General features: G+C 66.8%; 28 protein-coding genes and 1 tRNA gene. 19 read left to right on the top strand and 10 right to left on the bottom strand.

Translation table 11 applies throughout. The annotated features are described in order from the left end of the window. The first annotated feature begins 55 nt into the window (after window positions 1-55). A complete protein-coding gene (locus tag BMZ21_RS28315; protein WP_091842814.1) occupies window positions 56-553 on the top strand; it encodes a hypothetical protein in 498 nt (165 codons plus the stop codon). A 12-nt stretch (window positions 554-565) separates the two neighbouring features. On the opposite strand, the gene BMZ21_RS28310 is transcribed toward BMZ21_RS28315, so the two are convergent. From BMZ21_RS28310 to BMZ21_RS28295, 4 genes are all read right to left on the bottom strand, one after another. Then, complete coding sequence (locus tag BMZ21_RS28310; RefSeq protein ID WP_244544065.1) at window positions 566-982, bottom strand: NIPSNAP family protein; 417 nt, start codon at window positions 980-982, stop codon at window positions 566-568. Window positions 983-1058: 76 nt separating this feature from the next. Then, window positions 1059-1985 (bottom strand): LysR substrate-binding domain-containing protein, encoded by a 927-nt coding sequence (locus BMZ21_RS28305; protein ID WP_091842811.1) that lies wholly within the window; start codon window positions 1983-1985, stop codon window positions 1059-1061. Beyond that, window positions 1985-2371, bottom strand: coding sequence for a type II toxin-antitoxin system VapC family toxin (locus BMZ21_RS28300; RefSeq protein ID WP_342029059.1), 387 nt, complete (start codon window positions 2369-2371; stop codon window positions 1985-1987). Before BMZ21_RS28300 ends, BMZ21_RS28305 begins: the two co-directional genes overlap by 1 nt. Then, window positions 2368-2646, bottom strand: a complete 279-nt coding sequence (locus BMZ21_RS28295) for a type II toxin-antitoxin system VapB family antitoxin (protein WP_091842808.1) — start codon at window positions 2644-2646, stop codon at window positions 2368-2370. Before BMZ21_RS28295 ends, BMZ21_RS28300 begins: the two co-directional genes overlap by 4 nt. 123 nt (window positions 2647-2769) lie before the next feature. On the opposite strand from BMZ21_RS28295, the gene dnaG reads away from it, so the two are divergent. Together dnaG and rpoD are read left to right on the top strand one after the other, a co-directional pair. After that, a complete protein-coding gene (gene dnaG, locus BMZ21_RS28290; protein WP_091842805.1) occupies window positions 2770-4665 on the top strand; it encodes a DNA primase in 1896 nt (631 codons plus the stop codon). A 190-nt stretch (window positions 4666-4855) separates the two neighbouring features. Next, complete coding sequence (gene rpoD, locus BMZ21_RS28285) at window positions 4856-6868, top strand: RNA polymerase sigma factor RpoD (RefSeq protein ID WP_091842802.1); 2013 nt, start codon at window positions 4856-4858, stop codon at window positions 6866-6868. A 22-nt stretch (window positions 6869-6890) separates the two neighbouring features. On the opposite strand, the gene gcvA is transcribed toward rpoD, so the two are convergent. Beyond that, complete coding sequence (gene gcvA / locus BMZ21_RS28280) at window positions 6891-7820, bottom strand: transcriptional regulator GcvA (RefSeq protein ID WP_091842798.1); 930 nt, start codon at window positions 7818-7820, stop codon at window positions 6891-6893. Between the two features lie 208 nt (window positions 7821-8028). Between gcvA and BMZ21_RS28275 the strand changes: the two genes are divergently transcribed. Further along, entirely contained in the window at window positions 8029-9216 is a 1188-nt protein-coding gene (locus BMZ21_RS28275) for an aminotransferase class V-fold PLP-dependent enzyme (protein WP_091842795.1), read from the top strand. Window positions 9217-9231: 15 nt separating this feature from the next. Here the strand turns inward: BMZ21_RS28275 and BMZ21_RS28270 are convergent, their stop codons facing one another. Continuing rightward, window positions 9232-9477, bottom strand: a complete 246-nt coding sequence (locus BMZ21_RS28270; protein WP_091842792.1) for a DUF2798 domain-containing protein — start codon at window positions 9475-9477, stop codon at window positions 9232-9234. A 240-nt stretch (window positions 9478-9717) separates the two neighbouring features. Between BMZ21_RS28270 and BMZ21_RS28265 the strand changes: the two genes are divergently transcribed. The 3 genes from BMZ21_RS28265 to BMZ21_RS28255 all read left to right on the top strand — a co-directional run bounded on the left by BMZ21_RS28265 (window position 9718) and on the right by BMZ21_RS28255 (window position 11093). Beyond that, entirely contained in the window at window positions 9718-9993 is a 276-nt protein-coding gene (locus BMZ21_RS28265; RefSeq protein WP_091842789.1) for a hypothetical protein, read from the top strand. Window positions 9994-10056: 63 nt separating this feature from the next. Further along, on the top strand, window positions 10057-10668 hold the full coding sequence (locus BMZ21_RS28260) for a LysE family translocator (protein WP_091842785.1): 612 nt from the start codon (window positions 10057-10059) through the stop codon (window positions 10666-10668). Then, the gene (locus tag BMZ21_RS28255) at window positions 10668-11093 is read left to right on the top strand and encodes a secondary thiamine-phosphate synthase enzyme YjbQ (protein ID WP_091842782.1); all 426 of its coding nucleotides are present in this window, start codon (window positions 10668-10670) and stop codon (window positions 11091-11093) included. The genes BMZ21_RS28260 and BMZ21_RS28255 overlap by 1 nt, the downstream gene beginning before the upstream one ends. A 4-nt stretch (window positions 11094-11097) precedes the next feature. Here BMZ21_RS28255 and BMZ21_RS28250 read toward each other — a convergent pair whose 3' ends face one another. Both BMZ21_RS28250 and BMZ21_RS28245 read right to left on the bottom strand, forming a co-directional pair. Further along, the gene (locus BMZ21_RS28250; RefSeq protein ID WP_167561794.1) at window positions 11098-11661 is read right to left on the bottom strand and encodes a TetR/AcrR family transcriptional regulator; all 564 of its coding nucleotides are present in this window, start codon (window positions 11659-11661) and stop codon (window positions 11098-11100) included. Then, on the bottom strand, window positions 11658-12029 hold the full coding sequence (locus tag BMZ21_RS28245; RefSeq protein WP_091842777.1) for a hypothetical protein: 372 nt from the start codon (window positions 12027-12029) through the stop codon (window positions 11658-11660). The genes BMZ21_RS28250 and BMZ21_RS28245 overlap by 4 nt, the downstream gene beginning before the upstream one ends. A 122-nt stretch (window positions 12030-12151) precedes the next feature. Here BMZ21_RS28245 and BMZ21_RS28240 point away from each other — a divergent pair, with 122 nt between their 5' ends. From BMZ21_RS28240 to BMZ21_RS28230, 3 genes are all read left to right on the top strand, one after another. Then, window positions 12152-12439 carry an HlyU family transcriptional regulator gene (locus BMZ21_RS28240; protein ID WP_091842774.1) on the top strand — a complete coding sequence of 96 codons (288 nt, stop codon included), beginning with the start codon at window positions 12152-12154 and terminating at the stop codon, window positions 12437-12439. Between the two features lie 270 nt (window positions 12440-12709). Then, the gene (locus tag BMZ21_RS31090) at window positions 12710-13924 is read left to right on the top strand and encodes a putative bifunctional diguanylate cyclase/phosphodiesterase (RefSeq protein ID WP_342029058.1); all 1215 of its coding nucleotides are present in this window, start codon (window positions 12710-12712) and stop codon (window positions 13922-13924) included. 128 nt (window positions 13925-14052) lie between these two features. After that, window positions 14053-14613 (top strand): type 1 glutamine amidotransferase domain-containing protein, encoded by a 561-nt coding sequence (locus tag BMZ21_RS28230; RefSeq protein WP_091842772.1) that lies wholly within the window; start codon window positions 14053-14055, stop codon window positions 14611-14613. Here the strand turns inward: BMZ21_RS28230 and BMZ21_RS28225 are convergent. Further along, window positions 14579-15634 carry a 2-dehydropantoate 2-reductase gene (locus tag BMZ21_RS28225; RefSeq protein ID WP_091842769.1) on the bottom strand — a complete coding sequence of 352 codons (1056 nt, stop codon included), beginning with the start codon at window positions 15632-15634 and terminating at the stop codon, window positions 14579-14581. The genes BMZ21_RS28230 and BMZ21_RS28225 overlap by 35 nt on opposite strands. Window positions 15635-15817: 183 nt before the next feature. Here BMZ21_RS28225 and BMZ21_RS28220 point away from each other — a divergent pair, with 183 nt between their 5' ends. Beyond that, entirely contained in the window at window positions 15818-17041 is a 1224-nt protein-coding gene (locus BMZ21_RS28220; RefSeq protein ID WP_091842766.1) for an MFS transporter, read from the top strand. Here the strand turns inward: BMZ21_RS28220 and BMZ21_RS28215 are convergent, their stop codons facing one another. Beyond that, window positions 17042-17464, bottom strand: coding sequence for a VOC family protein (locus BMZ21_RS28215; RefSeq protein WP_091842764.1), 423 nt, complete (start codon window positions 17462-17464; stop codon window positions 17042-17044). 79 nt (window positions 17465-17543) lie between these two features. Between BMZ21_RS28215 and BMZ21_RS28210 the strand changes: the two genes are divergently transcribed. From BMZ21_RS28210 to BMZ21_RS28175, 8 genes are all read left to right on the top strand, one after another. After that, on the top strand, window positions 17544-18569 hold the full coding sequence (locus tag BMZ21_RS28210; protein WP_091842761.1) for a methionine synthase: 1026 nt from the start codon (window positions 17544-17546) through the stop codon (window positions 18567-18569). A gap of 5 nt (window positions 18570-18574) precedes the next feature. After that, window positions 18575-18946 carry a hypothetical protein gene (locus tag BMZ21_RS28205; protein WP_091842758.1) on the top strand — a complete coding sequence of 124 codons (372 nt, stop codon included), beginning with the start codon at window positions 18575-18577 and terminating at the stop codon, window positions 18944-18946. Next, window positions 18939-19349, top strand: coding sequence for an acyl-CoA thioesterase (locus BMZ21_RS28200; RefSeq protein ID WP_091842756.1), 411 nt, complete (start codon window positions 18939-18941; stop codon window positions 19347-19349). The genes BMZ21_RS28205 and BMZ21_RS28200 overlap by 8 nt, the downstream gene beginning before the upstream one ends. A 358-nt stretch (window positions 19350-19707) precedes the next feature. Beyond that, a complete protein-coding gene (locus BMZ21_RS28195; RefSeq protein ID WP_100963999.1) occupies window positions 19708-22107 on the top strand; it encodes a methyl-accepting chemotaxis protein in 2400 nt (799 codons plus the stop codon). A 132-nt stretch (window positions 22108-22239) separates the two neighbouring features. After that, window positions 22240-23232 carry an iron exporter MbfA gene (gene mbfA, locus BMZ21_RS28190; RefSeq protein WP_091842750.1) on the top strand — a complete coding sequence of 331 codons (993 nt, stop codon included), beginning with the start codon at window positions 22240-22242 and terminating at the stop codon, window positions 23230-23232. Between the two features lie 300 nt (window positions 23233-23532). Next, window positions 23533-24057, top strand: coding sequence for a peptidase associated/transthyretin-like domain-containing protein (locus BMZ21_RS28185; protein WP_208862394.1), 525 nt, complete (start codon window positions 23533-23535; stop codon window positions 24055-24057). Next, window positions 24038-24676, top strand: a complete 639-nt coding sequence (locus BMZ21_RS28180; protein ID WP_167561793.1) for a ferric reductase-like transmembrane domain-containing protein — start codon at window positions 24038-24040, stop codon at window positions 24674-24676. The genes BMZ21_RS28185 and BMZ21_RS28180 overlap by 20 nt, the downstream gene beginning before the upstream one ends. A 115-nt stretch (window positions 24677-24791) precedes the next feature. Further along, a tRNA-Ile gene (locus tag BMZ21_RS28175) sits at window positions 24792-24867 on the top strand. Window positions 24868-24947: the final 80 nt, after the last annotated feature.

Raw genomic sequence — 24947 nt, 5'->3', positions numbered from 1 at the left:
GCGGGCGGCATTTTCGCCAGATCGACGGACAGCGTTTCGGCAAAGGAGGCTTCCGATGTCGAAACGATCGATCGCTATCCTGACGCTCGGTCTGACCCTGCATGGCTCGGCTGCTCTGGCTCAATCCGAAGGCTGGGGTACCGGCTACCAGATGGGCACCTCCTATGCCGGGGTGAACGGTGCCGACGGGACGCGGCTCACCTTCTATTGCGGCGCTGCGGCGGCGGCCCGCGCCAATCCGGCGATTGCGGGCGGCCCCTATCTGATCGCCGTCCTGCCCAAGACGCAGCTCAAGGACGCCCTGCCGTCGGCGATCGAGATCGTGGCCGACGGCAAGGCGACGCGGGTGCCGGTCACGGCGCAGGCGGGCATCGACGAGGTCGAACTGACCTGGAAACCCGACGGCAGTTTCGGCGCTGCGCAGATGAAGCCGGTCGTGGCAGCCTTGCGCGATGCGACGCGCATCGAATTGCGGGCCGGCGACGCCGCCGTCCTGCTGCCGATCGAGGGCGTGGCGAAAGCCCTGGCGGACGACCCGCTGCAGTGTCCTTAGAGAGGCGTCTGCTCAGGGCGAATAGCTCGTGCGCTGCATCACGCGCTCCTCGATTCCGCCGACCAGGCGGCCGTGCTCGGCCGAGGTGCGCTCCTTGATCGCAGACCATTCCGCGTCCTGCATGAAGCTGGCCCAGCTCTGGCGCATGGTCGCCTCGTCGGGCCAGCGCAGGACGTAGATGAATTCCGTGCGATCCTTGGTCCTGGCCTCCCACATCGCGGCGATGTCAAAACCATAGGTCTTCATGATGCGGGCGGCGTGGTCGCGGAAGCGGGCGTGAAACGCCTCCTTGTTGCTCTCGAATATCTCGTAGATGCGCAATTGCTCGATCATGGTCACTCGTTCGGTTGCCGAGGTCGGGGTGGTGAAAAGGGCGGCCGCGGCCAGGGCCGCGCCGATCAGGCCCCATCGTCGCAAGCGGTTTGGCATAGCGAATGCTCCCTCGTTGTTGCTGTCGAGGAAAGGCTGCCAGCAGACGCTTCTGCGGTAAAATATATTGTTTGTTCTAGTTTGATATGAACTGCATATCGCGGGCCACGTGCCTGAGCACGGCCAGGAAGTTGTCGCGGGCCAGAGAATGGCGCGTCGCATCCCACGCCGCGATCAACTCGATATTGGTCATCTCCGGCGGCGCCTCGACGGCGATCGGCCGGAAGGCGACACCGGCGCGCGGCATCAGCGCCAGTGACGCCGGGATCAGCGAGACGCCGAGGCCGCTCGCGACCAGGCTGGCGATGGTCTGCATCTGGCGTGCTTCCTGGACGATGCGCGGCGAGAAGCCGGCGAGGCGGCAGAGCCCGATGATCTGGTCGTGGAAGCCGATGCCGAGCTGGCGCGGCGTGCCGATGAACTCGGTGCCGGCGAGGGCGGCGAGAGGGATGCTCTCCTCTCCGGCGAGGGGGTGGTCATCCGGCAGTGCGGCGAGAATCGGCTCGCGCAGCAGGGTTTCGCTGGCGAGCTGAGCCACCATGATGCCGGGCTGGCGCATCAGGCCGATATCGGCCTCGCCCGCGGTGATCGCTGCGAGCTGCTCGCCCGTGGTCGCCTCGCGCAGGACGAGCTCGATGCCGGGGAATTGCGCGCGGAAGCGGCGCAGCGCCAGAGGCAGCAGGTCATGGGCCGTGCCGACGAAGCTGATCGCGAGCCGGCCGGCCTGGCCGGCGGCGACGGCCTGCGCTTCGCGGACGCCCTCATCGAGCTGGGCGAGGATGCGCCGGGCGCTGATGAGGAAGGCCGCGCCGGCGGGCGTCAGCGCGACGCTGCGATTGCTGCGCTCGAACAGAGATAAGCCGAGCGCATCCTCAAGCTTGCGGATGGCCTGGCTCAGCGGCGGCTGCGCCATGTGCAGCCGTTCGGCCGCCCGGTGGAAGTTCAATTCCTCGGCGACGGCGATGAACTGGCGCAGCAGCCGTGTCTCGACCGCTGGCGGCATTAGGCCCGCTCGATGTCGGTCTGCGTGAAATCCTCGCCCTTGTAGAGCAGCGGCCAGCCGCGCGACCTGGCCAAAGCGTAGGCCGCGCAGTCACCCATGTTCAGCTTGGCGGGATGGCGGCCCTTGCCGTAGCGGCGATAGGCGTCGAAGGCGAATTCGATGTCTTCCTTATCGAACGGCACGATCTCGATCTGCCACCGGGACAGGAGATTGTTCAACAGAATCGATTCGAGACCACGGCCGAGTTCGAGGACGAGCCGTGCTTCCAACAAGTTGGTGGCCGAAATGCAGCGATGTGGTGCGAGGGCGATGCGTTCGAGCAGGGCCTGAGCGTCGTGCTCACCGGTTATGATCGCGACGACTGCCGAGGCGTCGATGACGATCATCCCCACATTCCGTTCTCGTCATAGCCGACGATATCGTCCATCTCCTCCTTGGTCATGGAACGCTCGGCCGGCTTGATGCCGTACTTCTTGTAGAACTCGTTCATCCAGGCATGCGCCGCCGCCACCCGCCGCGCCTTCTCCTCCTCGGACAATTCGTCCTTGTCGAGCTCGCTCCTGACGGCCATGCGCACGGCCTCTGTCAGGCTGAGGCCGCGCCGGCGCGCCAGCTGGCGCACCGCTTTCTCCGTCTCCGGGTCCTTGATGTTGAGCGCCACGGCTTTCTTCCTTTTTCGCGATTTTCTTTATCATATGGGGCTTGCTGTGGATATGGACCATAAGCCCGACAAGGGCGCCTTCAGGAGTTGGCAAGCGGGCTCGCAGCGGCCAGATAGGGAGCCATGAAGTTCCCGCCCTCCGTGCTCGAGGAGATCAAGGCGCGGCTGCCTGTTTCGGCGGTCGTGGGCAAGCGCGTGCGCCTCGCCAAGGCCGGCCGCGAATGGAAGGGGCTCTCGCCCTTCAATGCCGAGAAGACGCCGTCCTTCTTCGTCAACGACCAGAAGGGCTCCTTCTTCGATTTCTCCTCCGGCAAGAACGGCGACATCTTCAAGTTCGTGATGGAGACCGAAGGGCTGTCCTTCCCGGAGGCGGTCGAAAAGCTCGCCTCGGAAGCCGGCGTCACCCTGCCGAAGGTCTCCTTCGAGGCGCAGGTCCAGGAGGAGAAGCGCAAGGGGCTGCACGAGGTCGTCGAGCTGGCGGCGCGCTTCTTCGAGGCCGAGCTGCAATCGGAGCGCGGCGGGCTGGCGCGGCGCTATCTCTCGGGGCGCGGGCTGGAAGGACAGGCGCGCCAGCTCTTCCGCATCGGCTATGCCCCGCCGGACCGCTTCGCGCTGCGCGACCATCTCGCGGCTAAGGGCGTCGGCGCCGATGCGATGATGGAGACGGGGCTGCTGGTGCATGGCGAGGAGATCGCCGTGCCCTATGACCGCTTCCGCGACCGGATCATGTTCCCGATCCACGATGCGCGCGGTCGCGTCGTCGCCTTCGGCGGCCGGGCGATGAGCGCCGATGTCCCGGCCAAGTATCTGAACTCGCCTGAGACGCCGCTCTTCCACAAGGGCGCGCTGCTGTTCAACCACCACAATGCCCGCAAAGCCGCGCACGACACCGGCCAGGTCATCGTGGTCGAGGGCTATGTCGACGTCATCGCCATGACGATGGCCGGCTTCCCGCAGGTGGTGGCACCGCTCGGCACGGCGCTGACCGAGGACCAGCTTTCGCTGCTCTGGCGCATGGCGGGCGAACCGGTGATCTGCCTCGATGGCGACAAGGCCGGCCGCAAGGCGGCGGGCCGGGCGATCGACCTTGCGCTGCCGCTGCTGGAGCCGGGGCGCTCGCTCTCCTTCGCGCTTTTGCCGGAAGGGCAGGATCCCGATGATCTCGCCCGTTCCGGTGGCAAGCCTGCCGTCGCCGAGGTGATCGGTTCGGCCAAGCCGCTCGTCGACATGCTCTGGGCCCGTGAATTCGAGGCGAGCCAGCTCGACACGCCCGAGCGGCGCGCCGCCTTCGAGCGCCGGCTGAAGGAGCCGCTCGGCCTGATTCGCGACGAGGTCACCCGCCGGCACTACCGCCGCGAGATCGACGAGCGGCTTGGCCAGCTCTTCGCGCCGGCGCGGCAGGAGCGGTTCGAGGGCCGGCGCCAGAGCGGGTTCGGCGGCGGCACTGCGCGCGGCGGCGGGCGCGGCTTTCCGCGTGGCTCCGAACGGCCGCCGCTGTCGCTGGTGCGGCCGAGCCCGCAACTTGCCGGTTCGCAGATGATGCAGCGCCGGCACGGCGAGAACACGCGCGAGGCGTTCATCCTGCTGGCCCTTGCGAGCCATCCGGACCTCGTCATGCGCTGCGTCGACGAGATCGCCGAGCTTGCGCTCGACGGGACCGCGGCCGAGCGCTTCCGCCAGGCGCTCGTCGAAGCGGCCTTCGATGGGAGCTTCGACCAGGAGGCGTTCGGGCGCAGGCTGGAGCAGACCCGCGTGGCGGAGGCGAGGGCGGCGCTGCTCGCCGTCACCCAGCCGGCCGAACGGCTGAAACTCGCGCAAACGGCTGATCCTGAATCTGTTTTTGATTCGATTCGTCAGGCTCTCGTCTTGCATCATCGCGCACGCACGCTACATAGCGAGCTGAAGGCAGCCGAACGCGCATTGGCTGACGAACCAACGGAAGCCAATTTCGCCTGGATGAAGGACGTCAAGGCTCGCCTCGAGACGATCGAGGGGACCGAGGCGAACCCCGAGAAATGACCAGGCCGGCCCGTTGCTTTCGTCGGCAGAATCGAGGACGGCTTTGAGGATGGTGCACGATTCATCAACGATGGTCGGTGCTATCTATGGCGGATGAGTTGGGTGGGTGCGCGGCAGTGACGTCTGCCGCGGCGCCCTTTTATGCGTCGGGGCCAGAGCACCGGCGCGCAAGATGGTGGAGCGCTGATTGATGGCGACCAAAGTGAGCGAGCGGGACAAGTCCGAAGCGGGTTCCCCGGAGGCGCCCCCGAGCACGGACAGCCCGCTTCTCGATCTCACCGATCAGGCCGTCAAGCGGATGATCAAGCTCGCCAAGAAGCGCGGCTATGTCACCTATGACGAATTGAACGAGGTCCTGCCGTCGGAAGAGTTCTCCTCCGAGCAGATCGAGGACGTGCTCGGCCAGCTCAGCGAGCAGGGCATCAACGTCGTCGACAACGAGGATCCGGAAGCGGCAGGCGAAGAGCGTGCGGCCCGCGGCAAGGACGGTGAAGAGGACGAGGCCGAGGGCGGCGACATGGTCGAGGCGCAGCGCTCGGCGTTGCCGGTCGAGACCAAGCGCAATCTCGAGCCGACCGAGCGCACCGACGATCCGGTCCGCATGTATCTGCGCGAGATGGGCTCGGTCGAACTGCTCTCGCGCGAAGGCGAGATCGCGATCGCCAAGCGCATCGAGGCCGGCCGCGAGGCGATGATCGCGGGACTCTGCGAGAGCCCGCTGACCTTCCAGGCGATCATCATCTGGCGCGACGAGCTGATGGAGGGCAAGGTTCTCCTGCGCGACATCATCGACCTCGAAGCGACCTATGCCGGTCCCGATGGCAAGAACCCGGACCAGCTGCCGGGCGAGGGCGAGGAGGCGGCTGAGGCCGAGGAGGCTGCACCCGAGGGCGAGACTCCGCCCGAAGGCATGGACGATGACGACATGGAGAACAACGTGTCGCTCTCGGCCATGGAAGCCGAGCTGAAGCCGCGCGTGCTCGAAACCTTCGACTCGATCGCCAGCAACTACACCAAGCTGCGCCGCCTGCAGGACCAGGACATTGCCGGCCGGCTGGAGAACGCCAAGCTCTCGCCGTCGCAGGACCGCAAGTACAAGAAGCTGAAGGACGACATCATCGTTTCGGTGAAGTCGCTCTCGCTCAACAACAACCGCATCGAGGCGCTGGTCGAGCAGCTCTACGACATCAACAAGCGGCTTATTTCTCACGAGACGAGACTTCTGCGTCTCGCCGAGAGCTATGGCGTCGGCCGCGAGGATTTCCTGAAGCAGCATATCGGCGGCGAGCTCGACCCGAAGTGGCTGCTGCGCGTCTCCAAGCTTGGCTCGCGCGGCTGGAAGGAGTTCGTCGCGCAGGAGAAGGACCGGATCAAGGACCTGCGCGAGGACATCCATACGATGGCCTCGGAGACCGGCCTGGAGATCCAGGAGTTCCGCAAGATCGTGCTGATGGTTCAGAAGGGCGAGCGCGAGGCCCGGCAGGCGAAGAAGGAGATGATCGAGGCGAACCTGCGTCTCGTGATCTCGATCGCCAAGAAGTACACCAACCGCGGCCTGCAGTTCCTCGACCTGATCCAGGAGGGGAACATCGGCCTGATGAAGGCGGTCGACAAGTTCGAGTACCGCCGGGGCTACAAGTTCTCGACCTACGCGACCTGGTGGATTCGCCAGGCGATCACCCGTTCGATCGCCGACCAGGCCCGCACGATCCGCATCCCGGTGCACATGATCGAGACGATCAACAAGATCGTTCGGACCTCGCGCCAGATGCTGCACGAGATCGGCCGCGAGCCGACCCCGGAGGAATTGGCCGAGAAGCTGGCCATGCCGCTTGAGAAGGTGCGCAAGGTCCTGAAGATCGCCAAGGAGCCGATCTCGCTGGAGACCCCGATCGGCGACGAGGAGGATTCGCATCTCGGCGACTTCATCGAGGACAAGAACGCGATCCTGCCGATCGACGCGGCGATCCAGAGCAATCTGCGCGAGACCACAACGCGCGTGCTCGCCTCGCTCACCCCGCGCGAGGAGCGCGTGCTGCGCATGCGCTTCGGCATCGGCATGAACACCGACCACACCCTCGAAGAGGTCGGCCAGCAGTTCAGCGTGACCCGCGAGCGCATCCGCCAGATCGAGGCGAAGGCGCTGCGCAAGCTCAAGCACCCGAGCCGCAGCCGCAAGCTCCGGAGCTTCCTCGACAATTGACGCGAAGTTCGAACGGGGCGCTTCAGCGCCCCGTTTCATTTTGGCGGGCCATTCCCGCGGATCCGGCCTCGGCGATTTCGCGCCTGAGCCAGGTCACGAACATCGCCGCGGCCGGCTTGCCTGCGCCGCTGCCCGGCAGGACCGCCCAGTAGCCAAGCCCCGGCGCGGTCGCGAAATCCGACAATGGCGCGAGCAATGCGCCACGGCGGAGATGATCCGCGACGAGAAGGCTGCGGCCTATGGCGACACCCTGACCATTGAGCGCGGCCTGCAGGACGATGTTGTAGTCCGTCAACTGCAGCCGGCTGGCTGAGGTCAGGTCGAGGGCGGTATGCCGCGACCAGGCCTCCCATTCGGTGGGACGATGGCTGGTCAGCAGGGTGTGCGAGAGGATGTCGTCAGGTTTCGCCAGTGGCTGACGTGCCGCCAGCTCCGGGCTCAGGACCGGAAGCAGGCGTTCGGCAGCAAGCAGCTCGCAGCGCAGGCCCGGCCATTCGCCGACGCCGTACCGAATCGCGATATCCGCCTCCCCGGCGGCGAGGTTGGCCTGGTTCAGCGTCGGGTCGAGGACGAGTTCGATCTGCGGATAGGCGGCCCGGAAACCGGCGAGACGCGACACCAGCCAGTTGGCAGCGAAGGATGGCAGCAGGCTCACCGTCAGGACCTGGTGCGTAGCGTAAGAGCGGATTTCGCGGGTTCCGTCGGCGACGAGAGCGAAGGCCTGCGAGATACTGTCGAGATAGCGTGCGCCTGCCGCGGTCAAGGCGATGCTGCGCCCCTTGCGCTCGAACAGCATGGTTCCCAGCGCCTCTTCCAGCGTCCGGACATGATGGCTGACGGCGCTCTGCGTGATCAGCAATTCCTCGCCAGCGCGACGGAAGCTGAGGAGGCGGCCGACGGCTTCGAACGCGCGCAGTGCATGCAGCGGTGGCAGGACGGGCGAGGAGCGCATGCGATGGAGTCCCGATCATCGATATCGAGCTATAGGCCGGGTTCCACCCATGAGCCAGATCGATCGCAGCGCCGGACGTTTCGAATTGGTCAGCCGCGGACGGCGCTGCCATCGTCGGGATCGAAGGGATTTCGACGATGATGATGACTGACCCCTCGCTGATGCTCGCCCGGGCTACGGACGCAGCCCGCCTTGTGCAGGTTCGGCAATGAGCCGCCTCGATATCAAAGCGCTCCGCGCCGAAACGCCGGGCTGCGCGACCAGCATCCACTTCAATCACGCCGGCGCTTCGCTGATGTCCGCCGGCACGCTCGCTGCGGTGACCGAGCAGCTCCAACGCGAGGCGCTTTACGGCCCGCATGAGGCCAGTGTCGCGGTCCAGGGCCGGCTGGATCAGGCACGGGCGGATGCCGCCCGCCTTCTCAACGCCACGCCCGCGGAGATCGCCTTCACCCCAAGCGGCTCCGCCGGCTGGGGGCTCGCCTTCGCCGCCCTGCCGCCGCTGCGCGCTGGCGACCGCATTCTGGTCGGGCGCCAGGAATGGGGCGGCAATCTCGCGACGATGCAGCGCGCGGCAGCGCGCTCTGGAGCGCGGATCGAGATGATCCCCTGCCGCGAGGACGGCTCGGTCGATCCGGAGGCGCTCGCAGGCATGATCGACGAGCGCGTCCGTCTCGTCGCCCTGACCTGGCTGCCGGCCAATGGCGGCCTGATCAACGACGCCGCGGCAGTCGGCCGGGTGACGCGTGCGGCCGGCATCCCCTATTTCGTCGATGCCGGGCAGGCGCTCGGGCAGATTCCCGTCGATGTCGAGGCGATCGGCTGCGACGTGCTCAAGGGTGCCGGACGCAAGCATTTGCGCGGCCCGCGCGGAACCGCGATCCTCTACGCCCGGGCTTCACTCCGGCAGCGGCTCGACCCGGTGTTCTCGGATGTCCTGTCCGCGCCTTGGACGGCGCAAGGGCCAGTGCCGCGCGGCGATGCGCGGATCTTCGAGACGAGCGAGCACGCGGTCGCGCTGCTGCTGGGACTCGGCGTCGCGCTGCATGAGGCGCTGGCGCTCGGCGTGCCTGCGATCCGGGACCAGATCGACCTGACGGCCAGGCGGTTGCGGGCCGAGCTTGCGACCATCGACGGCGTCACGATCCATGATCTCGGGCAGCAACGGTCCGGGCTGGTGTCCTTCACCGTCGGCGATCTCGACGTCAACGCGGTCAAGAACCGGCTTGCGAGTGCCGGGATTTCGGTGGGAGCGAACGGGCCCGCCTATACACCGTTCGACATGGAGGCACGCGGGCTCGCCGGCATCGTGCGTGCCTCCGTCAGCTATCTCACGAGCGAGCAGGACATCGAGCGCCTGCTCGCCGCGGTCCACGACATCGCGCGGACGTGTTGAGCGCGTCGCCCGGGCTCACCCCGCCGGCGCGACCAGCATCGCCGTGAGCCGGCGCGCCACAGGCAGCGCCAGCAGCAGCACCGGGAAGGCGATCAGCCAGGACAGGCCCCAGGCGCCGGGCCAGCCCTGCCGGAAGGCCGGCGTCGGGCCGAGCACGCGCAGGGTCGAAATCCCTGAGACGATCAGGGTCATCAGGCCGGACAGGATCAAGGGGGTGACGAACGCACCATAGCGCGCCGGCAATTTGCGGACGGAGTTCATGGGAGACATCCTGCAAGGACAGGCCGCGCCGTCATGGCCTTGTTGCATCCCGGCGGCGCTGAGCCTTCGTGGATGCGTTGCCTGACGTGAGACGCTTACGGCTGTCCCTGGGGACGCGGCGCTGCCTTTACGATCGACAGGCACAGGGGGCAAGCAGAATCGGTCCAGTCCGCCACAGTTCTGCTAAGGTCGCCTCGACAATCGAGGTGACCTTGCGGGGCTTCCCCTGGAGGAGCGCAGATGACCGGAATTCCGAGCGCCGACGAGATCGAGGCCGCCAAGGCGGCGCTGCAGGCAAATCTTCCGCCCCAGGCGAAGAAGCAGGAAGAGGAAGGCTCGACGGCCGGGGACGTCGTCAGCGGCGTGCTCGATGTCGCCAGCAACGTCACCATCGATGCGGTCGGCGTCGCGGTCGAGGTGGTCGGGACCGTCGTCGAGGGCGCCGGGGCCGCTGTGGTTGCTACCGGTGAGGCGGTGGTCAGCGTCATCGGCGGCATCTTCGAGGGGCTGGGCTAGCAAGGCGCCCGCGACCGGGATATCGATGCGCCACCGACCTCGTCGCAGGAAGTGGAGCAACGCATGTCCCTCGAATTCCTGCTGACCTCGCTGATCATCGTCGCTTCGCCCGGGACGGGCGCGATCTACACCATCGCCGCCGGGCTGACGCGCGGGGCCAAGGCCAGCCTGCTCGCCTCCTTCGCATGCACGCTCGGCATCGTGCCGCACCTGATCGCCGCGATGATGGGTCTTGCGGCACTGCTGCATGCCAGCGCGCTCGCCTTCTCGATCGTCAAATATGCCGGCGTCGCCTATCTGCTCTGGATGGCCTGGCAGACGCTGAAGGAGCAGGGCGCCCTCAGCGTCGAGGCTGCGGCCGACGAGCGCTCGGCCTGGCGCGTGCTGGTCGACGGCCTTGCGCTCAACGTGCTCAATCCGAAGCTCTCGATCTTCTTCGTCGCCTTCCTGCCGCAGTTCATCGCCGCGAACGAGGCCAGCCCGATGGCGCGCATGCTCGAGCTCTCGGGCGTGTTCATGGCGATGACCTTCGTCGTCTTCGCGCTCTACGGCCTGTTCGCGGCGGCGATGCGCGACAAGGTGGTGAGCCGGCCGGCGGTGATGGCCTGGCTGCGGCGCACCTTCGCGGCGGCCTTCGTCGCGCTCGGCGCCAAGCTCGCGCTGACCGAGCGGTGATGTCTGGCAAGCAGACCCGTCTCGCGATCGAGACACGCGGGGCGGGGCTCTACGAGTTCACCGACGCGGTCGCCCGCTTCGTACGCGAGGCGGCGGTCGATGTCGGCCTGCTGACGCTGTTCGTGCGCCATACCTCCTGCTCGCTCCTGATCCAGGAGAATGCCGATCCGGATGTGCAGCGTGATTTGTCCGCCTTCTTCGCCCGGCTCGTGCCACCGGCGGACGATGCGGCCATGGCCTATCTTACCCATCGCGCGGAGGGGCCGGACGACATGCCGGCTCATATCAAGGCGGCGGTGCTGCCGGTTTCGCTGTCGATCCCGGTCAGCAGTGGCCGGCTCGTGCTCGGCACCTGGCAAGGCATCTACCTGTTCGAGCACCGGACCAGCCCGCACCGGCGCGCGGTCGTGCTGCATCTCGCCTGAGCCGTCAGCCGCTGGCGGGGCGGTGCAAAAGCCGCATCAGGATGCCGTAGCAGTCATGCAGCTCCTGCGGCGAAAGGCCGAGGTCGAGCTGCTGGAAGCCGATATAGGCGGCATATTCGATGCGGGCGAGCGCGAGAGCCTCTTCCGGCGCTAAGCGCCCGCTCTCGCCATGAAGAGTCTCCAGATAGGCGATACGCTCGCGATCGACCTCGGCACAGGTCGCGGCAACGCCGGGATCGAGCTGGGCGAGTCGGCGCATGCCCTGCTCGACGCGCACGTCGAGGGCGAGCGCCATGCGGTCGAGCGCGATCAGCCGCTCCTGCGCCGGCCCGCCCGTGTCGACCTCCTGCATCAGGCGAAGGGTATGGGTCTCGCGCCAATGCCCGGCGAGGGCGGCGAGGTAGGCTTCGATTGCCGGAAAATGAGCGTAGAACGAGCCCTTGGTCTTGCCGGCCCGGCGGCAGAGCGCCTCGATGGTCAGCCCGGAAGGCCCTTGTTCGGCGAGGGCAGTGAGCCCGAGCGCGAGCCAGTCGCCCAGGCGGAAGCGGCGCGGGGGAAGACCAGTCACTGCCACAAGCCGATCGCGCCGCTCGCCGTGATCGCCGCGAACAGTGCCCATTGCGGGAAATGCACAATGCGCAGGCGGAACAGCCCGACCATACCGAGGCCCCAGAGGCAGAACAGCGCAGCGCCGGCGGTGGCGAAGAGCGCGAGGTCGCGGCTGCCCTGGCCGGTCGCGACGAGGCCGAAGGCCAGGGCGAGTGCGGCGAGCACGATCGTCACCAGATGCCAGCAGTAGTACAAGGTGAATTTCGGCACCGCATGCAGCCGCTCGGCAGCCAGCAGCGGCGCTGCGATCTCCCGGCCGCCGAGAATGGCGTGAACCAGGGTGGTGATGGCCGCAAGCGCGGCGGCAAGGGCGAGCCAGAAATTCATGTCAGTCTCCATAATAATACAATACCGTATGGTATTATTATGGGAGAAGACAAGCCCACAAGGCGAGCTTGGCCAATCAGGCCGCATCTGCGCTATACAGCGCCGGTCACACGGAGCGCGTCATGTCCTTTCTCAAATCCCTGTTCGGCCGCAAGGATGCCAAGCCGGCTACGCCTGCCGGGCCGCTGAAGACCATCGAGTACAAGGGCTTCACCATCCACGCCACGCCGTTCCCGGAGGGGGGGCAGCAGCAATTGTCCGGGTTGATCGAGAAGGAGATCGACGGCGAGGTGAAGAGCCATCGCTTCATCCGGGCTGACCGCTTCCCGGGCGCCGATGAGGCGGCCGATTTCGCGATCGTCAAGGCCCGGCAGCTGATCGACGAACAGGGCGAACGCCTGTTCAAATAGGATTTCACGTAATCCCTGTTTTAGTTATCGAAAGTGTTTCACAATTCATTGGATCAGTATCGGTTTAAAATTTTAAAACTGCGCATCCATTGTGTTGTCCTTGGGGCATTGCGCAAATTTGAGTCAATTTATACGAAGATTTCCGCTGCTTTCCGACGCCGGCGGGAGTGGCTATTGCGCAGCGGCATTGGATTCGCCTTCGCCATTTAAAACTTTATTCGGTTTTTCCGGCTTTGATGCCACCACGTTGTTCGCGTCGAGATCACCAGCATGCCTCCCAATCCCCCCGGCGGTCAGAAGCCGGACGAGCCTCCGGGTGCGCAGGCCGACGCGGCCGACGACAGCTGGTTCCGGGAGGTCGTGGCGCAATTGCCGCTCGCGCTCTACGCGACGGATGCCGACGGGAACGTGACCTATTTCAATCAGGCGGCTGCCCGGCTCGTCGGGCGGCAACCTGAGATCGGGCAGGATCGCTGGTGCATCGCCCATCGTCTTTTTCAGGTCGACGGTTCGCCTCTGGCGCATGAGGATTGCCCGCTGGCCGTGGCGCTGCGCGAGAAGCGCGCGGTCCGCGGCATCGAGGCGCTGGCCGAGCGGCCCGATGGCAGCCGCGTGCGCTTCATGCCGCTGCCGACGCCGCTCTACGATGCGCAAGGCAAGCTCACCGGCGCAGTCAACGTGATGGTCGACGTCAGCAGCGGCCCGCAAACCGGGAGCGATGCGGCGGCGGCCGCTCATCACCTTGCCGACGACCTTGCAGCCGCGATCGCGCAGAAGCAGCTGCATCTGCACTATCAGCCGGTCTTCTCGGCCGCCGGCAATCTGTCGGGCTTCGAGGCGCTGGCGCGCTGGGTCCACCCCGAGCGTGGCGTGATTCCGCCATCCGAGTTCATCCCGGCGGCGGAGGAGAGCGGGCTGATCCTGCCTCTGGCGCGCGAGCTGCTGCTCCAGGCCTGCGCCGAGGCGGCAAGCTGGGCAAGGCCGCTGCGCATCGCCGTCAACGTCTCGCCCCTGCAGTTCCGCCATGGTGACCTCCCGACGCTGATCGATGAGGTGTTGGTCGAGACCGGGCTGGAGCCGGAGCGGCTCGAGCTCGAGATCACCGAAGGGGTGATGATCACCGATTTCGACCGCACCATGCTGGTGCTGCACCGGATCAAGGCGCTCGGCGTGCGCATCGCGCTCGACGATTTCGGCACGGGCTATTCCTCGCTCTCCTATCTGCACATGTTCCCGCTCTCGACGCTGAAGATCGACCGCAGCTTCGTTGCCAATCTCGGCGTCGCCTCGGAGGCCGCGGCGATCACGCGCGCGGTCATCGCGCTTGGCCATGCGCTCGACATCGAGGTGGTGGCCGAGGGTGTCGAGACGCGCGAGCAACTCGACTTCCTGATCGACGAAGGCTGCAACTACATGCAGGGCTATATGCTCGGCCGCCCGCTGCCGGCCGAGCAATATGCCGACCTGACCGGCCGCAAGAGCTGAGCTGGAGCACTCCTCCAGATCGCGGCATGTCTCTGGGCCGTTGTCGCCCCCACCGCGTCGTTCCGACGCGGAAACGGATCGCCCTCCCGAAGGTTGCCTTGATTGAAGCAGCAACCAGGGAGAAGGCCATGGCCTCGCTGAACGGAAAATCGATCCTCATCCTCGCCACGCACGGCTTTGAGCAGTCCGAGCTCGAGGTACCGCTCGCAAAGCTCAAGGAAGCCGGCGCCACCGTGCATGTCGCATCGCCTGAGAGCGGCGAGATCAAGGGCTGGGACAAGAAGGATTGGGGAAAGGCGGTCAAGGTCGACAAGAGCCTCGATGAGACACGGGCCGACGCCTACGACGCGATCGTGCTGCCCGGCGGCCAGATGAACCCCGATACACTGCGCGGCAACGACAAGGCGATCGCGCTGATCAAGGACTTCTTCGCGCAAGGCAAGGTCGTCGCGGCCGTCTGTCACGCGCCCTGGCTGCTGGTCGACAGCGGCATCGCCAAGGGGCGGCGGCTGACCTCGTACAAGACGATCAAGCAGGACCTGGTCAACGCCGGGGCGCAATGGGAGGACAGCGAGGTCGTCACCGACAAGGGTGTCGTCACCTCGCGCAATCCCGGCGACCTGCCGGCTTTCGTCGCCAAGATCATCGAGGAGGTCAATGAGGGCCGGCACGATCGTCGCGCCGCCTGATCCCCCGGAGAGAGGAGTTCGCGTCGCCGAGTTCCGCGAACAAGGCGTCGCCGCTCCAGCGCCGCGGCGAGTGCTCGGCCTGGTGGACGAGAGCCGTAAGGCGCTCGTTCACCGCCGCGCTCCCATCGAGCCGCTGCGCCAGCCTGACCACTTCGCCATTGATCCAGTCGACCTCTGTCCTGCGCCCGGCGGCGAGATCGTCCGCCATGGACGAACGCGCCGACGGATCGATCGCCAGCATCTTGCGGGCGAGCCGGGCAAAGAGCGCATCGGGCAGGCGTAGCAGCGCCGGGATCCAGGCCGCCGGCAGTGGTGTCAGCCGCGCCGGCTGTATGCCTGCCTGCTTGAGCAAGGCGAGCGCTTCGGCCTGCGCCAGCGCCAGGCAGCGGCGATAGGCGCGCTGCGCCAGTTCCTGATGCAAGGGAAGGGCGGAGAGCGCGTTGACGGCGTTGTTGAGGTTGAGGAGCAGCTTGGCCCATTGCACCGGCAGCATGTCGCGATGCCGGCGCAGCGCGAAGCCGGCGCTGGTGAAATCGGCGAGGAAAGGTGCGAGTGCGGCTGCGTCCTCGACTTCGGGCTCGCCTTCCGAGGCCTGATGGAAGCCGCCGGGATCGCGCCTGATGACATTGAACGGCACCATGCCGGCGAGCACGCTGCGGCCGGGCAGTGCAGAGCGCAGCACATCCGCATTGCTGATACCATTCTGGAAACTGATCACGACGGCGTTCGGTGCAGCCATGGCGGCAAGCTCGGCTGCGGCCTGCGCGGTCGAGCCCGACTTCACGGTGACCAGGATGAGCTCGGCCGCCGCGGCGGCATCCGGCTCGGTCGAGAAGGCGACCGTCTCCGGCGGAACGTGCCACTTGCGGCCGTCATAATGCGTCAGCGTCAGGCCGTGCTGCCGGAGTTGCTCGCCAACGCCCCGGCGGCCGATGAAAGCGACGTTCGCGCCGCCGGCGGCGAGCCGCCCGCCGAGATAGCAGCCGATCGCGCCGGCGCCGTAGATTGAGATCCTGGCCATCGCTCCTCCGCCTCGGGCCGAGCATGCCGCTGTCGGCCCACGATGCAAGCGGTCGAAAAGAACGCAGGCCGCCCCCACATCCGCGCCGCATCGGCCCGCCGCCGATGCGCTTGTGGCGAACGATCGTGCTGCCTAATGCTCGGGCAGAGAGAAAATCGTTCTCCGCTGATCCGGCGAGGAAACATGAACGCCCAGGATGCGCGCTACGCGCCGGATTCGTCTTATGCCTGGATGAGGCTCGCGCTCGCCCTGCTGGTCGGGACGATCGCCTGCGTCGGTTCCTGGTCGGCGGTCGTGGTGGTGACGGCAGTTCAGCAGGAATTCGGCGTCATGCGCGCCGATGCCTCGCTGCCCTATACCTTTGCGATGATCGGCTTCGGCGTCGGCAATATCGCCATGGGCCGGCTGGCCGATCGTTTCGGGATCGTCTGGCCGATCGTGCTGGGCGCACTGTTGCTGTGCAGCGGCTATGCGCTCGCCTCGGTCGCCGGCTCGCTCTGGCAGTTCGCGCTGGCGCACGGCTTCCTGATCGGGCTCGGCGCCGCGACCGGGTTCTCGCCGCTCATCGCCGATCTCTCGCACTGGTTCCGGCGCTATCGCGGCCTTGCCGTCGTCTTCGGCGCGTCGGGCAGCTATCTCGCCGGCATGTTCTGGCCGCAGCTGATCAACTGGGGCGTCCAGACCCATGGCCTGCGCACGACGCATCTTTGGCTGGGCATCGCCTGCCTGGTGGTGATGCTGCCGCTGGCGCCGTTGTTCCGGCGCCGGCCGAACGCTGCAAGCATCGCGGCGGCAGAGGCGACGAGCGCCGGCGCGCGCGGCAGCCTCGGGCTGTCGCCCAACCAGCTGCAGCTGCTGCTGGTCGTGGCCGGCTTCTGCTGCTGCGTCGCGATGTCGATGCCGCAGGTCCATATCGTCGCCTATTGCAGCGATCTCGGCTACGGCGTCGCTCGCGGCGCCGAGATGCTGAGCGTGATGATGGCGCTCGGCATCGTCAGCCGGATCTCATCCGGCTTCGTCGCCGACAAGATCGGCGGCACGGCGACGCTCGCTCTGTCCTCCCTGATGCAGGGCATGGCGCTCTTCCTCTATCTCTGGTTCGACGGGCTGAGCTCGCTCTTCATCGTCACCGGCATCTTCGGCCTGTTCCAGGGCGGGATCGTGCCGATGTATGCGGTGATCATCCGCGACTACATGCCGCCGCGCGAGGCGGGCGTGCGCATCGGCGTGGTGATGTCGGCTACGATCTTCGGCATGGCCTTCGGCGGCTGGGTTTCCGGCCTCATCTTCGACGCGACCTCGTCCTACCGGCTCGCCTTCCTCAACGGCCTCGCCTGGAATCTGATCAACCTTTCGATCGTCTGCTGGCTGATGCTGAAGGCGCGCCCGAAGCTGGCGGCGGCGTGATCAAGCCAAGACAGCACCCGGACGGTAGGTTCCGAAGCACCAGACATGGCCCTCCGGGTCCTTGCAGATGAAGTCGCGGCTGCTATAGGGCTGGTCGGTCGGCTCCATGCAGATCTCGGCGCCGGCCTTGCGGGCTCGCTCGCAGAGCGCGTCGATATCCGTCGTCGCGACATAGGGCGAGGCGGTGGTGCCGCCGAGCTCGGCCGGACGCGAGACCAGCTTGCCGAATTCGTTGTTCTCGGCTGAACCGAGCATGACGAAGCTGTCGCCCATACGCAGCTCGCCGTGCAGCAACGTCTTGCCGTCCTGCGAATAGTAGGCGGCGTGCTTCTCGAAGCCGAAGGCCGCGATCAGCCAGTCATAGATGCGCGGCGCGTCGGCATAGCGCAGCGAGATGCAGATCATCGGCGGCGGACTGGCCATCGCCTTCTCCTTCGACGAGCCCGACTTGACGCAGCATGCGCGCGCGGCAATCTCAGCTCAATGATGAAAGGGGAACGCCATGCTCCAGACCACCCTTGCCGGCAGCCTGCCGAAGCCGCGCTGGCTCGCGGAAGAGGAGCGACTTTGGGCACCCTGGATGCTTTCGGGGGAGGCGCTGGAGGCGGGCAAGCGCGACGCCACCATTCTCTCGGTCAAGCTGCAGGAGGATGCCGGGCTCGACATCGTCGGTGACGGCGAGCAGGCGCGCGTCCATTTCGTCCACGGCTTCCTGGCCAATCTCGACGGCATCGACTTCGACAAGAAGACGATCATGGGCATCCGCAACAACCGTTACGACGCGGAGGTGCCGACCGTGACCGGCCCGATCCGGCGCAGGGGCGCTGTGCACAGGATGGAGGCGGAAGCGGCGCGGGCGCATACGAAGCGCAAGCTGAAATTCACCCTGCCGGGTCCGATGACGATCGTCGACACCATCGCCGACGAACATTACGGTCGGCGCGAGGACCTCGCCATGGCCTTCGCCGCCGTGCTGAACGAGGAGGCGAAGGAACTGCAGGCCATCGGGGTCGATGTGATCCAGTTCGATGAGCCGGCCTTCAACGTCTATATGGGCGCCGTTGCCGACTGGGGCATCGCCTGCCTCGAGCGCGCGGCGCAGGGGCTCGCGGTCACCACCGCCGTTCACATCTGCTATGGCTACGGCATCAAGGCCAATATCGACTGGAAGGCGACGCTCGGCGAACAGTGGCGCCATTACGAGGAAACCTTCCCCGTGATCGCCAGGAGCGCGATCGACCAGGTCTCGCTCGAGTGCCGCAATTCGAAGGTGCCGCTCGAGCTGATCAGGCTGCTCGACGGCAAGGACGTCATGGCCGGCTGCATCGATGTCGCCACCAACGCCGTCGAAACGCCGGAGGAGGTGGCCGCGACGATCCGGGCGGTGCTCGACTATGTCGCGCCGGAAAAGCTCTACCCCTGCACCAATTGCGGCCTGGCGCCGATGCCGTTCGCGGTCGCCTACGGCAAGCTCGCGGCGCTTTCAGCCGGAGCCGCGCTGGTGCGCAAGGAACTCGGCAAAGCCTAGCGCCGATGCGCCACCTGACCCGCTTCGAGCACCGCCGCGAGGCACTCCTGCCGCCAAGACAGTTCGCCCTGCGCATGGGGCGGGCGATGCTGCTTTGGCTGGGGCTCACCATCGTCGGGCTCGCGATCGGCATGATCGGCTACGCCGCCAGCGAGGGCATGAGCGCGGTCGACGCCTTCGTCAACGCGGCGATGATCCTCTCCGGCATGGGGCCGGTGGCCGAGCTCAAGACCACGGGCGGCAAGCTCTTCGCCGGCTTCTATGCGATCTTCTCGGGCCTGTTCGTGGTGGTCGCCACGGGCTTCGTGCTGGCGCCGATCCTGCATCGTGTGCTCCACTCCTTCCATATCGAAGAGGGGACGGCCAACGATGACTGAGCCTGGTGTGAAACCCGCCGAGGAACCCTGCGGCACCTTGACCGTGCGCACCATCGCCATGCCGGCGGACACCAACGCCAACGGTGACATCTTCGGTGGCTGGGTGATGTCGCGCATGGACCAGGCCGGCGGCATCGCCGGGGTCGACCGGGCACAAGGTCGCGTGGTCACGGTCGCAGTCGAGGCGATGACCTTCATCCGCCCGGTCAAGGTCGGCGACGTGCTCAGCGTTTACACCTCGGTGAAGTCGATTGGTCGGACCTCGATGAAGATCCAGGTGGAGGCCTGGGCCCGGCGCTTCCGCACCACCCTGCACGAGAAGGTCACCGATGCGACCTTCACCTTCGTCGCGATCGACGACGATGGCAGGCCGCGCCCGGTGCCGCCGCTGCCGTCCGCGTGAAGCCGGCGAAAAATCCTAACGAGACGTGAACCCGCCCCAACGCCGAGTGATTCAGAAGAATCCGGCAACTTAAGCGTTCTTTAAGCGGACCTCCGCAATTCTGCCATAGATCGGTCCATCGGGATCGCTCTGCCAGGGGCTGGGAGGTCCTGCATGATCGGCCGCCGTCATCCGCCGGCGCATGAAGCTTGGCTCGCGCCGTCGCCGCAGCATGGCGCCGCGCCGACGAGCCGCCGTCGCCCGTCAACAAGCTCATTTCCGTTCCGCGGCTGACCGTCGTCGGCTGCCTGCCCCCATGTCCGCGTCCGACCCCGGCCAGCGCCGCGCTGCCGGGAATGCCTTCAGGAGTACCGCGTCAATGTCGAAGACTGGAAAGCCTGCGCGCCAGAAGGGCTCGCGCATCGGGATCGCGGCGCGGATCTATGCCGCGCTCGGCGTCCTGACGGTGTTGACGATCGCGGCCTCGCTGGTCGCCTGGTTCTCCTATGGCAGGGTCGGCAGCACGGTCGCCGACATGGTCGAGCGCAAGATGCCGGTGGTCGAGCTGGCGCTCGAACTGTCGCAGGCCGCGACCGCCTCGACCGCGCTGGCTCCGCGCTTCATGGAAGTGCAGACCGTGCGCGAGCGCGCGGCTCTGACCGGCGAGTTCGACAAGGTCGAGGCCCGGCAGTTCGATCTCGTCCGCAAGATCGGCGAGGGCAATGTCGACAACAAGAAGGCGCAGGCCGCGCTCGACAACCTGTCGCGCCAGATCAACGACATCAACGACCTGACCGGCGAGCGCCTGCGCAACGCCTCCGAAAGCGCTGCTGCGCTGGAGAAGCTCGGCACGGCCTATGAGGCCTTCGTCAAGGCTGCCAGCGGCGAGGCCGAGCAGGCCAAGTTCGCGGTGACCTTCGGCCTCGACGATCTCGCCGCGCTCTCGGGAGACGCGCTGACCGGCGCGGTCAAGACGCTGATGGACCGCGATTTCGCGATCTTCGACCTGGCCCGTACCCTGCAGGCCAATGTCAACGAGATGGTCGGCGTTCTCCGCGAGATCGCGCAGATCAACGACAAGGAGAAGCTGAGCCTCGCCCGCGAGCGCTTCAACGGCATTGCCTATCGGCTGCGGACGCTGCTCGCCGACGCCGAGAAGATCACCGCCAACAAGGCCCGGGCCAAGACGGTCGAGGACCTGATCGCGATCGGCGAAGGCAGCGACGGGCTGGTCGACATCCGCAACCGCGACATCACCACCCGCGATGGTATCAACCGCGGCCTCAAGGAGGTCGACCAGGCTGCGGCGCAGCTGCGCCGCGAGGTCGATGCCCTCGTGCAGGGCGCGCGTGGAGAGGCGCAGGCCGCCGTCGGCTCGACGAAAGAGCTGATCGAGACCAGCAAGCTCTGGCTCGGCATGATCGGCCTCGGTTCGCTTCTCGTCGCGCTGGCGCTGTCGCTGTTCTATGTCCGGCGCCAGATCGTCGGTCGCCTCAACAAGCTCTGGGCCGCGACCAAGGCGATCGCCGACGGCCAGCTCGAGACGGTCGTCGACACGAAAGGCAATGACGAGATCGCCGACATCTCGAAGAGCGTGCTGCTCTTCCGCGACAATGCGGTGGCGCTGCGCGCCGCCGAACTCGCCAAGGTCGAGGATGAGGAGCGCGCCCAGGAGCAGCGCCGCCAGATGATGGCCGAGCTCGGCGAAGCCTTCGGCGTCGTCGTCGCAGCCGCGGCGCAGGGCGATTTCAGCCGCCGGGTCGACGCCACCTTCGCCGATGCCGAGCTCAATGCGCTGGCAGCTTCAGTCAACGAACTGCTCGAGACAGTCCAGACCGGCCTGTCCGAGACCTGCGAGGTCCTCGGCCACCTCTCGGACGGTCATCTGGTCGCCCGCGTCGAGGGCCGCTACCAGGGCGCCTTCGCCGAACTCAAGAACGGCACCAACAGTCTTGCCGGCGAGTTCGAGAGCACGCTGGCACGCCTCTCGGAGACCGTCTCTGCGGTTCGCAGCGCGACAAGCGAGATCCTCGACGGCGTCACCGACCTCGCCGAGCGCACCAGCGAGGAGAGCAACGCCGTCTCGGTAGCGACCAACCAGCTCGGTGCCTTCGCCAGCAACGTCCAGAAAACCGCCAAGGATGCGGCCGCCGCCGTGGGCATGGCCCAGAGCGCCGAGGAACGCGCCCAGCAGGGCGAGCAGGTCGTCGCCTCGGCCTTGGAGGCGATGCAGCGCATCCGCACCTCCTCCAGCAAGATCTCGGAGGTGATCTCGATGATCGACGAGATCGCCTTCCAGACCAACCTCCTGGCGCTGAATGCGGCGGTGGAAGCGGCTCGCGCCGGCGATGCCGGCAAGGGCTTCGCGGTAGTCGCCAGCGAGGTGCGCAGCCTTGCCAAGCGCTCGGCCGACGCCTCGAACGACGTCAAGAAGCTGGTCGAGGCCGCCCATGGCGACGTCAAGGTCGGCGTCGGCCTGGTCGAGCAGAGCTCGGCGGTGTTCGGCAGCATCCTGACTTCGGTCAACGATCTCTCGGCGCTGATGAACGGGATCTCACAGACGGCCCGTGGCCAGGCCACCGATGTCTCGACGATCAACAAGGAGATCGACGGCATCGGCACCATGGCGCACCAGAACGCGGCGCTGGTCGAGGAGACCAATGCCGCGCTCGCCCTGACCGACGAGCAGACCCGCTCGCTCACCGAGCACATCTCGCGCTTCAGCTTCCGCGAAAGCGGGGCAGCCGAGCACGACCAGGAGCAGGCACAGGCAGCCTGACCGCGCGAAACGCGCACGATATCGCCGGACATCACGACGCCCTCCGCCGCAAGGCGGGGGGCGTTGCGTTTGAAGCGGCTTGCGGGGCCATAGCGCGTTCTCTATTTTAGAATTATTCTAAAGGAGACTGCGATGCTATCCCGGTTCCTGCCCGCCGGCCTGAGTGGCCGGCGCCGCTTCGACAGCCTGAGCGAGCGCGAGATCCTGGCACTGGCGATCGCCTCGGAAGAGGAGGATGGCCGCATCTACGCCGTCTATGCCGAGAAGCTGCGCAAGGACTATCCGGCCTCGGCGGCGGTGTTCGACGGCATGGCGGCGGAGGAGGACGAGCATCGCCGCCGCCTGCTCGACGATTATCGGCGCCGTTTCGGCGAGGTGGTGGTGCCGATCCGGCGTGAGCACGTCGCCGATTTCTACCAGCGCCGCCCGGTCTGGCTGGTCGAGACGCTCGGGCTCGAGCGTATCCGCGAGGAGGCGGCGGCGATGGAGCGCCAGGCGCGCGACTTCTATGTCGCCGCCGCCGGGCGCAGCACGGATGCGCAGACGCGCAGCCTGCTCGGCGACCTCGCGCGAGCCGAGGCCGGCCACGAGAGCAAGGCGGAGGAACTCGCCGAGGATCATCTCAAGGGCGAGGCCGGCTCGACGGAGGACGCCGCGGCGCACCGGCAGTTCCTGCTGACCTGGGTGCAGCCCGGGCTTGCCGGGCTAATGGACGGCTCGGTCTCGACGCTGGCACCGATCTTCGCCACCGCCTTCGCCACCCAGAATCCGTGGACGACCTTCCTGGTCGGCCTGTCCGCCTCGATCGGTGCGGGCATCTCGATGGGCTTCACCGAGGCGGCGCATGACGACGGCAAGCTGTCCGGCCGTGGCTCGCCCTGGAAGCGTGGGCTGGCGTCGGGCGTCATGACCGCGCTCGGCGGCCTCGGCCATGCCTTGCCCTATCTGATCCCGTCCTTCTGGACGGCAACGGCGATCGCGCTGGTGGTCGTCTTCATCGAGCTCTGGGCGATCGTCTGGATCCAGAATCGCTATATGGAAACGCCCTTCGCCCGCGCGACCTTCCAGGTCGTGCTCGGCGGGGCGCTGGTGCTGGCGGCTGGCATCCTGATCGGGGGAGCGTGAGGGCGAATCCGTGCCCACGGAGCCGGACGGGCGCAGGGCTGCGGCGGGCCGGTCCCTCGACTATCAGAGCTCGGTGCCGATAACAGCCCCGCTCTGATCGAGCGGCGGCGTTCCATGTGCTGTCGGCCATCGCCTCACGCCGGCATGACGGGAAGGTGATGGCCCGCCCGATGGACTTCGCCGGCCGTCGCTCCTTAGATGGGGAAGACAAGGCGATGCGTCGAGCGGGCCTGCGGCTGCCTCCGGGCGATGCCGCCCAAAATCTTTCCCGACGTCAGATGTAATGGTGAGGATCAGATCATGACCGTGACGATCATCCAGCCCAACCGCAGGATTCTTCTGCTCGGTGTAGCGGCTGCCGGCGTCGTCGGCCTGCTGCCGCGCTATCTTTTGCCCGCGAACGCGCAGAGCGGCGCTCTTGCCGCGACGGAGACGATGCGCGGCGGCGCCAACAACTACATCCCGGGCGCGCCCATGGTCGACAATCTCGGGACCGGCTTCACCGCCTCCGGCATCGTGCGCGAGGCCGGCAGCGGCAAGCCTCTGCGCAATCTGCGCATCCAGATCTGGGCGGCGACCGAGCGCGGCGGCGAGCGCGAGCCGAGCAATCGCGGCAGCGTCGTCACCGACGCCAATGGCCGCTATAGGCTCGACATCTCGCCGATCGTGCCGCAATTCGGCCAGCCGCACATCCATATCGCCTATGACGATCCGGGCTTCGCGACGCTGTTCCTGCGCCCGGTGCTGAACAGCCGCCATGACAAGAGCATGGTCACCGATTTCGTCCTCGCTCCCGCCGCCGCGAATGGCGCGCGGCAGGGCTGAGGGAAGCGGCCGGCTCGGCGTCTGGCTGATCGTCGCCGCCATCGCCGCGGTGCCAGTCATCGCCGCGGCGCTCAGCCCATTGCAGCGCGGCCGAGAAACCTTGTGGATCATCGGCGGCATGGCCGGCGTCGTTGCGCTCAGCCTGCTCTTCGTCCAGCCGCTCTTCACCGCGACGGCGCCGGTACTGACGGCAGCGCGCGAGGGCATACGCTGGCACCGCTGGGGCGGCGTCGCGATCATCGCCATGGTCGCCCTGCATGTCGGGGCGCTCTACGCCTATAGCCCCGAGGACGTGATGGATGCGCTGCTCCTGGTCGCGCCGACGCCGTTCTCGCTCTACGGCGTGATCGGCCTCTGGTGCGTGATTCTGACCGGCGTGCTCGCCGCGGCCCGGCGCCGGCTGCGCCTCGGCCATCGCCGCTGGCGGATCTCGCACAGCGTGCTGGCGGTGGCGATCGTGAGCGCGACCGCGGTCCATGCCGTGCTGATCGAGGGCGCGATGGAGGAGATCTCGAAGCTCGCCATCTGCCTTGCGGCATTGGCGACTACGAGCTTCGGGGCCGTCGAGATCAATATCCTCGGCCCGCTGCGTCGTCGGCGGGCCCTGCAAGGTGCGTGAGCTGGGACGGGTCCCTGCGCCTGCCGGACACAGAGCTTCGAAATCAGCGTGCGGACCGATCCGGTGCCCGGCAAAGCCGTTGCACGTCTCGCTACCCGGATGCTAGGCGTGCTGCGGGCCGGTAGCTCAATGGTTAGAGCTCGCTGCTCATAACAGCGCCGGTGCCGGTTCGAGTCCGGCCCGGCCCACCACTTTCCTAGTCTCCTATTGATTTCATTGCGCTTTTTCGCCTGATTTTTCCCACTGCCTTCAACCCGGCTCGAAAGTGGGA

This window comes from Allobosea lupini, assembly GCF_900109525.1.
In the GTDB taxonomy this organism is placed as follows: Bacteria; Pseudomonadota; Alphaproteobacteria; order Rhizobiales; family Beijerinckiaceae; genus Allobosea; species Allobosea lupini.
The sequence above is the reverse complement of the archived record's forward strand: the minus strand, read 5'-3'. Positions and strand labels throughout refer to the sequence as shown.

What these genes read in the sequence shown, in the direction of transcription:
- BMZ21_RS28205 (WP_091842758.1), top strand. Translation starts at nt 18,575, where the DNA reads ATGCGCCACCTGACCCGCTTCGAGCACCGCCGCGAGGCACTCCTGCCG.
- BMZ21_RS28180 (WP_167561793.1), top strand. Translation starts at nt 24,038, where the DNA reads ATGGCGCGCGGCAGGGCTGAGGGAAGCGGCCGGCTCGGCGTCTGGCTG.
- BMZ21_RS28210 (WP_091842761.1), top strand. Translation starts at nt 17,544, where the DNA reads ATGCTCCAGACCACCCTTGCCGGCAGCCTGCCGAAGCCGCGCTGGCTC.
- BMZ21_RS28245 (WP_091842777.1), bottom strand. Translation starts at nt 12,029, where the DNA reads ATGAATTTCTGGCTCGCCCTTGCCGCCGCGCTTGCGGCCATCACCACC.
- BMZ21_RS28260 (WP_091842785.1), top strand. Translation starts at nt 10,057, where the DNA reads ATGTCCCTCGAATTCCTGCTGACCTCGCTGATCATCGTCGCTTCGCCC.
- BMZ21_RS28265 (WP_091842789.1), top strand. Translation starts at nt 9,718, where the DNA reads ATGACCGGAATTCCGAGCGCCGACGAGATCGAGGCCGCCAAGGCGGCG.
- BMZ21_RS28185 (WP_208862394.1), top strand. Translation starts at nt 23,533, where the DNA reads ATGACCGTGACGATCATCCAGCCCAACCGCAGGATTCTTCTGCTCGGT.
- BMZ21_RS28270 (WP_091842792.1), bottom strand. Translation starts at nt 9,477, where the DNA reads ATGAACTCCGTCCGCAAATTGCCGGCGCGCTATGGTGCGTTCGTCACC.
- rpoD (WP_091842802.1), top strand. Translation starts at nt 4,856, where the DNA reads ATGGCGACCAAAGTGAGCGAGCGGGACAAGTCCGAAGCGGGTTCCCCG.
- gcvA (WP_091842798.1), bottom strand. Translation starts at nt 7,820, where the DNA reads ATGCGCTCCTCGCCCGTCCTGCCACCGCTGCATGCACTGCGCGCGTTC.
- BMZ21_RS28315 (WP_091842814.1), top strand. Translation starts at nt 56, where the DNA reads ATGTCGAAACGATCGATCGCTATCCTGACGCTCGGTCTGACCCTGCAT.
- BMZ21_RS31090 (WP_342029058.1), top strand. Translation starts at nt 12,710, where the DNA reads ATGCCTCCCAATCCCCCCGGCGGTCAGAAGCCGGACGAGCCTCCGGGT.
- mbfA (WP_091842750.1), top strand. Translation starts at nt 22,240, where the DNA reads ATGCTATCCCGGTTCCTGCCCGCCGGCCTGAGTGGCCGGCGCCGCTTC.
- BMZ21_RS28275 (WP_091842795.1), top strand. Translation starts at nt 8,029, where the DNA reads ATGAGCCGCCTCGATATCAAAGCGCTCCGCGCCGAAACGCCGGGCTGC.
- BMZ21_RS28225 (WP_091842769.1), bottom strand. Translation starts at nt 15,634, where the DNA reads ATGGCCAGGATCTCAATCTACGGCGCCGGCGCGATCGGCTGCTATCTC.
- BMZ21_RS28300 (WP_342029059.1), bottom strand. Translation starts at nt 2,371, where the DNA reads ATGATCGTCATCGACGCCTCGGCAGTCGTCGCGATCATAACCGGTGAG.
- BMZ21_RS28240 (WP_091842774.1), top strand. Translation starts at nt 12,152, where the DNA reads ATGTCCTTTCTCAAATCCCTGTTCGGCCGCAAGGATGCCAAGCCGGCT.
- BMZ21_RS28195 (WP_100963999.1), top strand. Translation starts at nt 19,708, where the DNA reads ATGTCGAAGACTGGAAAGCCTGCGCGCCAGAAGGGCTCGCGCATCGGG.
- BMZ21_RS28220 (WP_091842766.1), top strand. Translation starts at nt 15,818, where the DNA reads ATGAACGCCCAGGATGCGCGCTACGCGCCGGATTCGTCTTATGCCTGG.
- dnaG (WP_091842805.1), top strand. Translation starts at nt 2,770, where the DNA reads ATGAAGTTCCCGCCCTCCGTGCTCGAGGAGATCAAGGCGCGGCTGCCT.
- BMZ21_RS28230 (WP_091842772.1), top strand. Translation starts at nt 14,053, where the DNA reads ATGGCCTCGCTGAACGGAAAATCGATCCTCATCCTCGCCACGCACGGC.
- BMZ21_RS28310 (WP_244544065.1), bottom strand. Translation starts at nt 982, where the DNA reads ATGCCAAACCGCTTGCGACGATGGGGCCTGATCGGCGCGGCCCTGGCC.
- BMZ21_RS28255 (WP_091842782.1), top strand. Translation starts at nt 10,668, where the DNA reads ATGTCTGGCAAGCAGACCCGTCTCGCGATCGAGACACGCGGGGCGGGG.
- BMZ21_RS28305 (WP_091842811.1), bottom strand. Translation starts at nt 1,985, where the DNA reads ATGCCGCCAGCGGTCGAGACACGGCTGCTGCGCCAGTTCATCGCCGTC.
- BMZ21_RS28200 (WP_091842756.1), top strand. Translation starts at nt 18,939, where the DNA reads ATGACTGAGCCTGGTGTGAAACCCGCCGAGGAACCCTGCGGCACCTTG.
- BMZ21_RS28215 (WP_091842764.1), bottom strand. Translation starts at nt 17,464, where the DNA reads ATGGCCAGTCCGCCGCCGATGATCTGCATCTCGCTGCGCTATGCCGAC.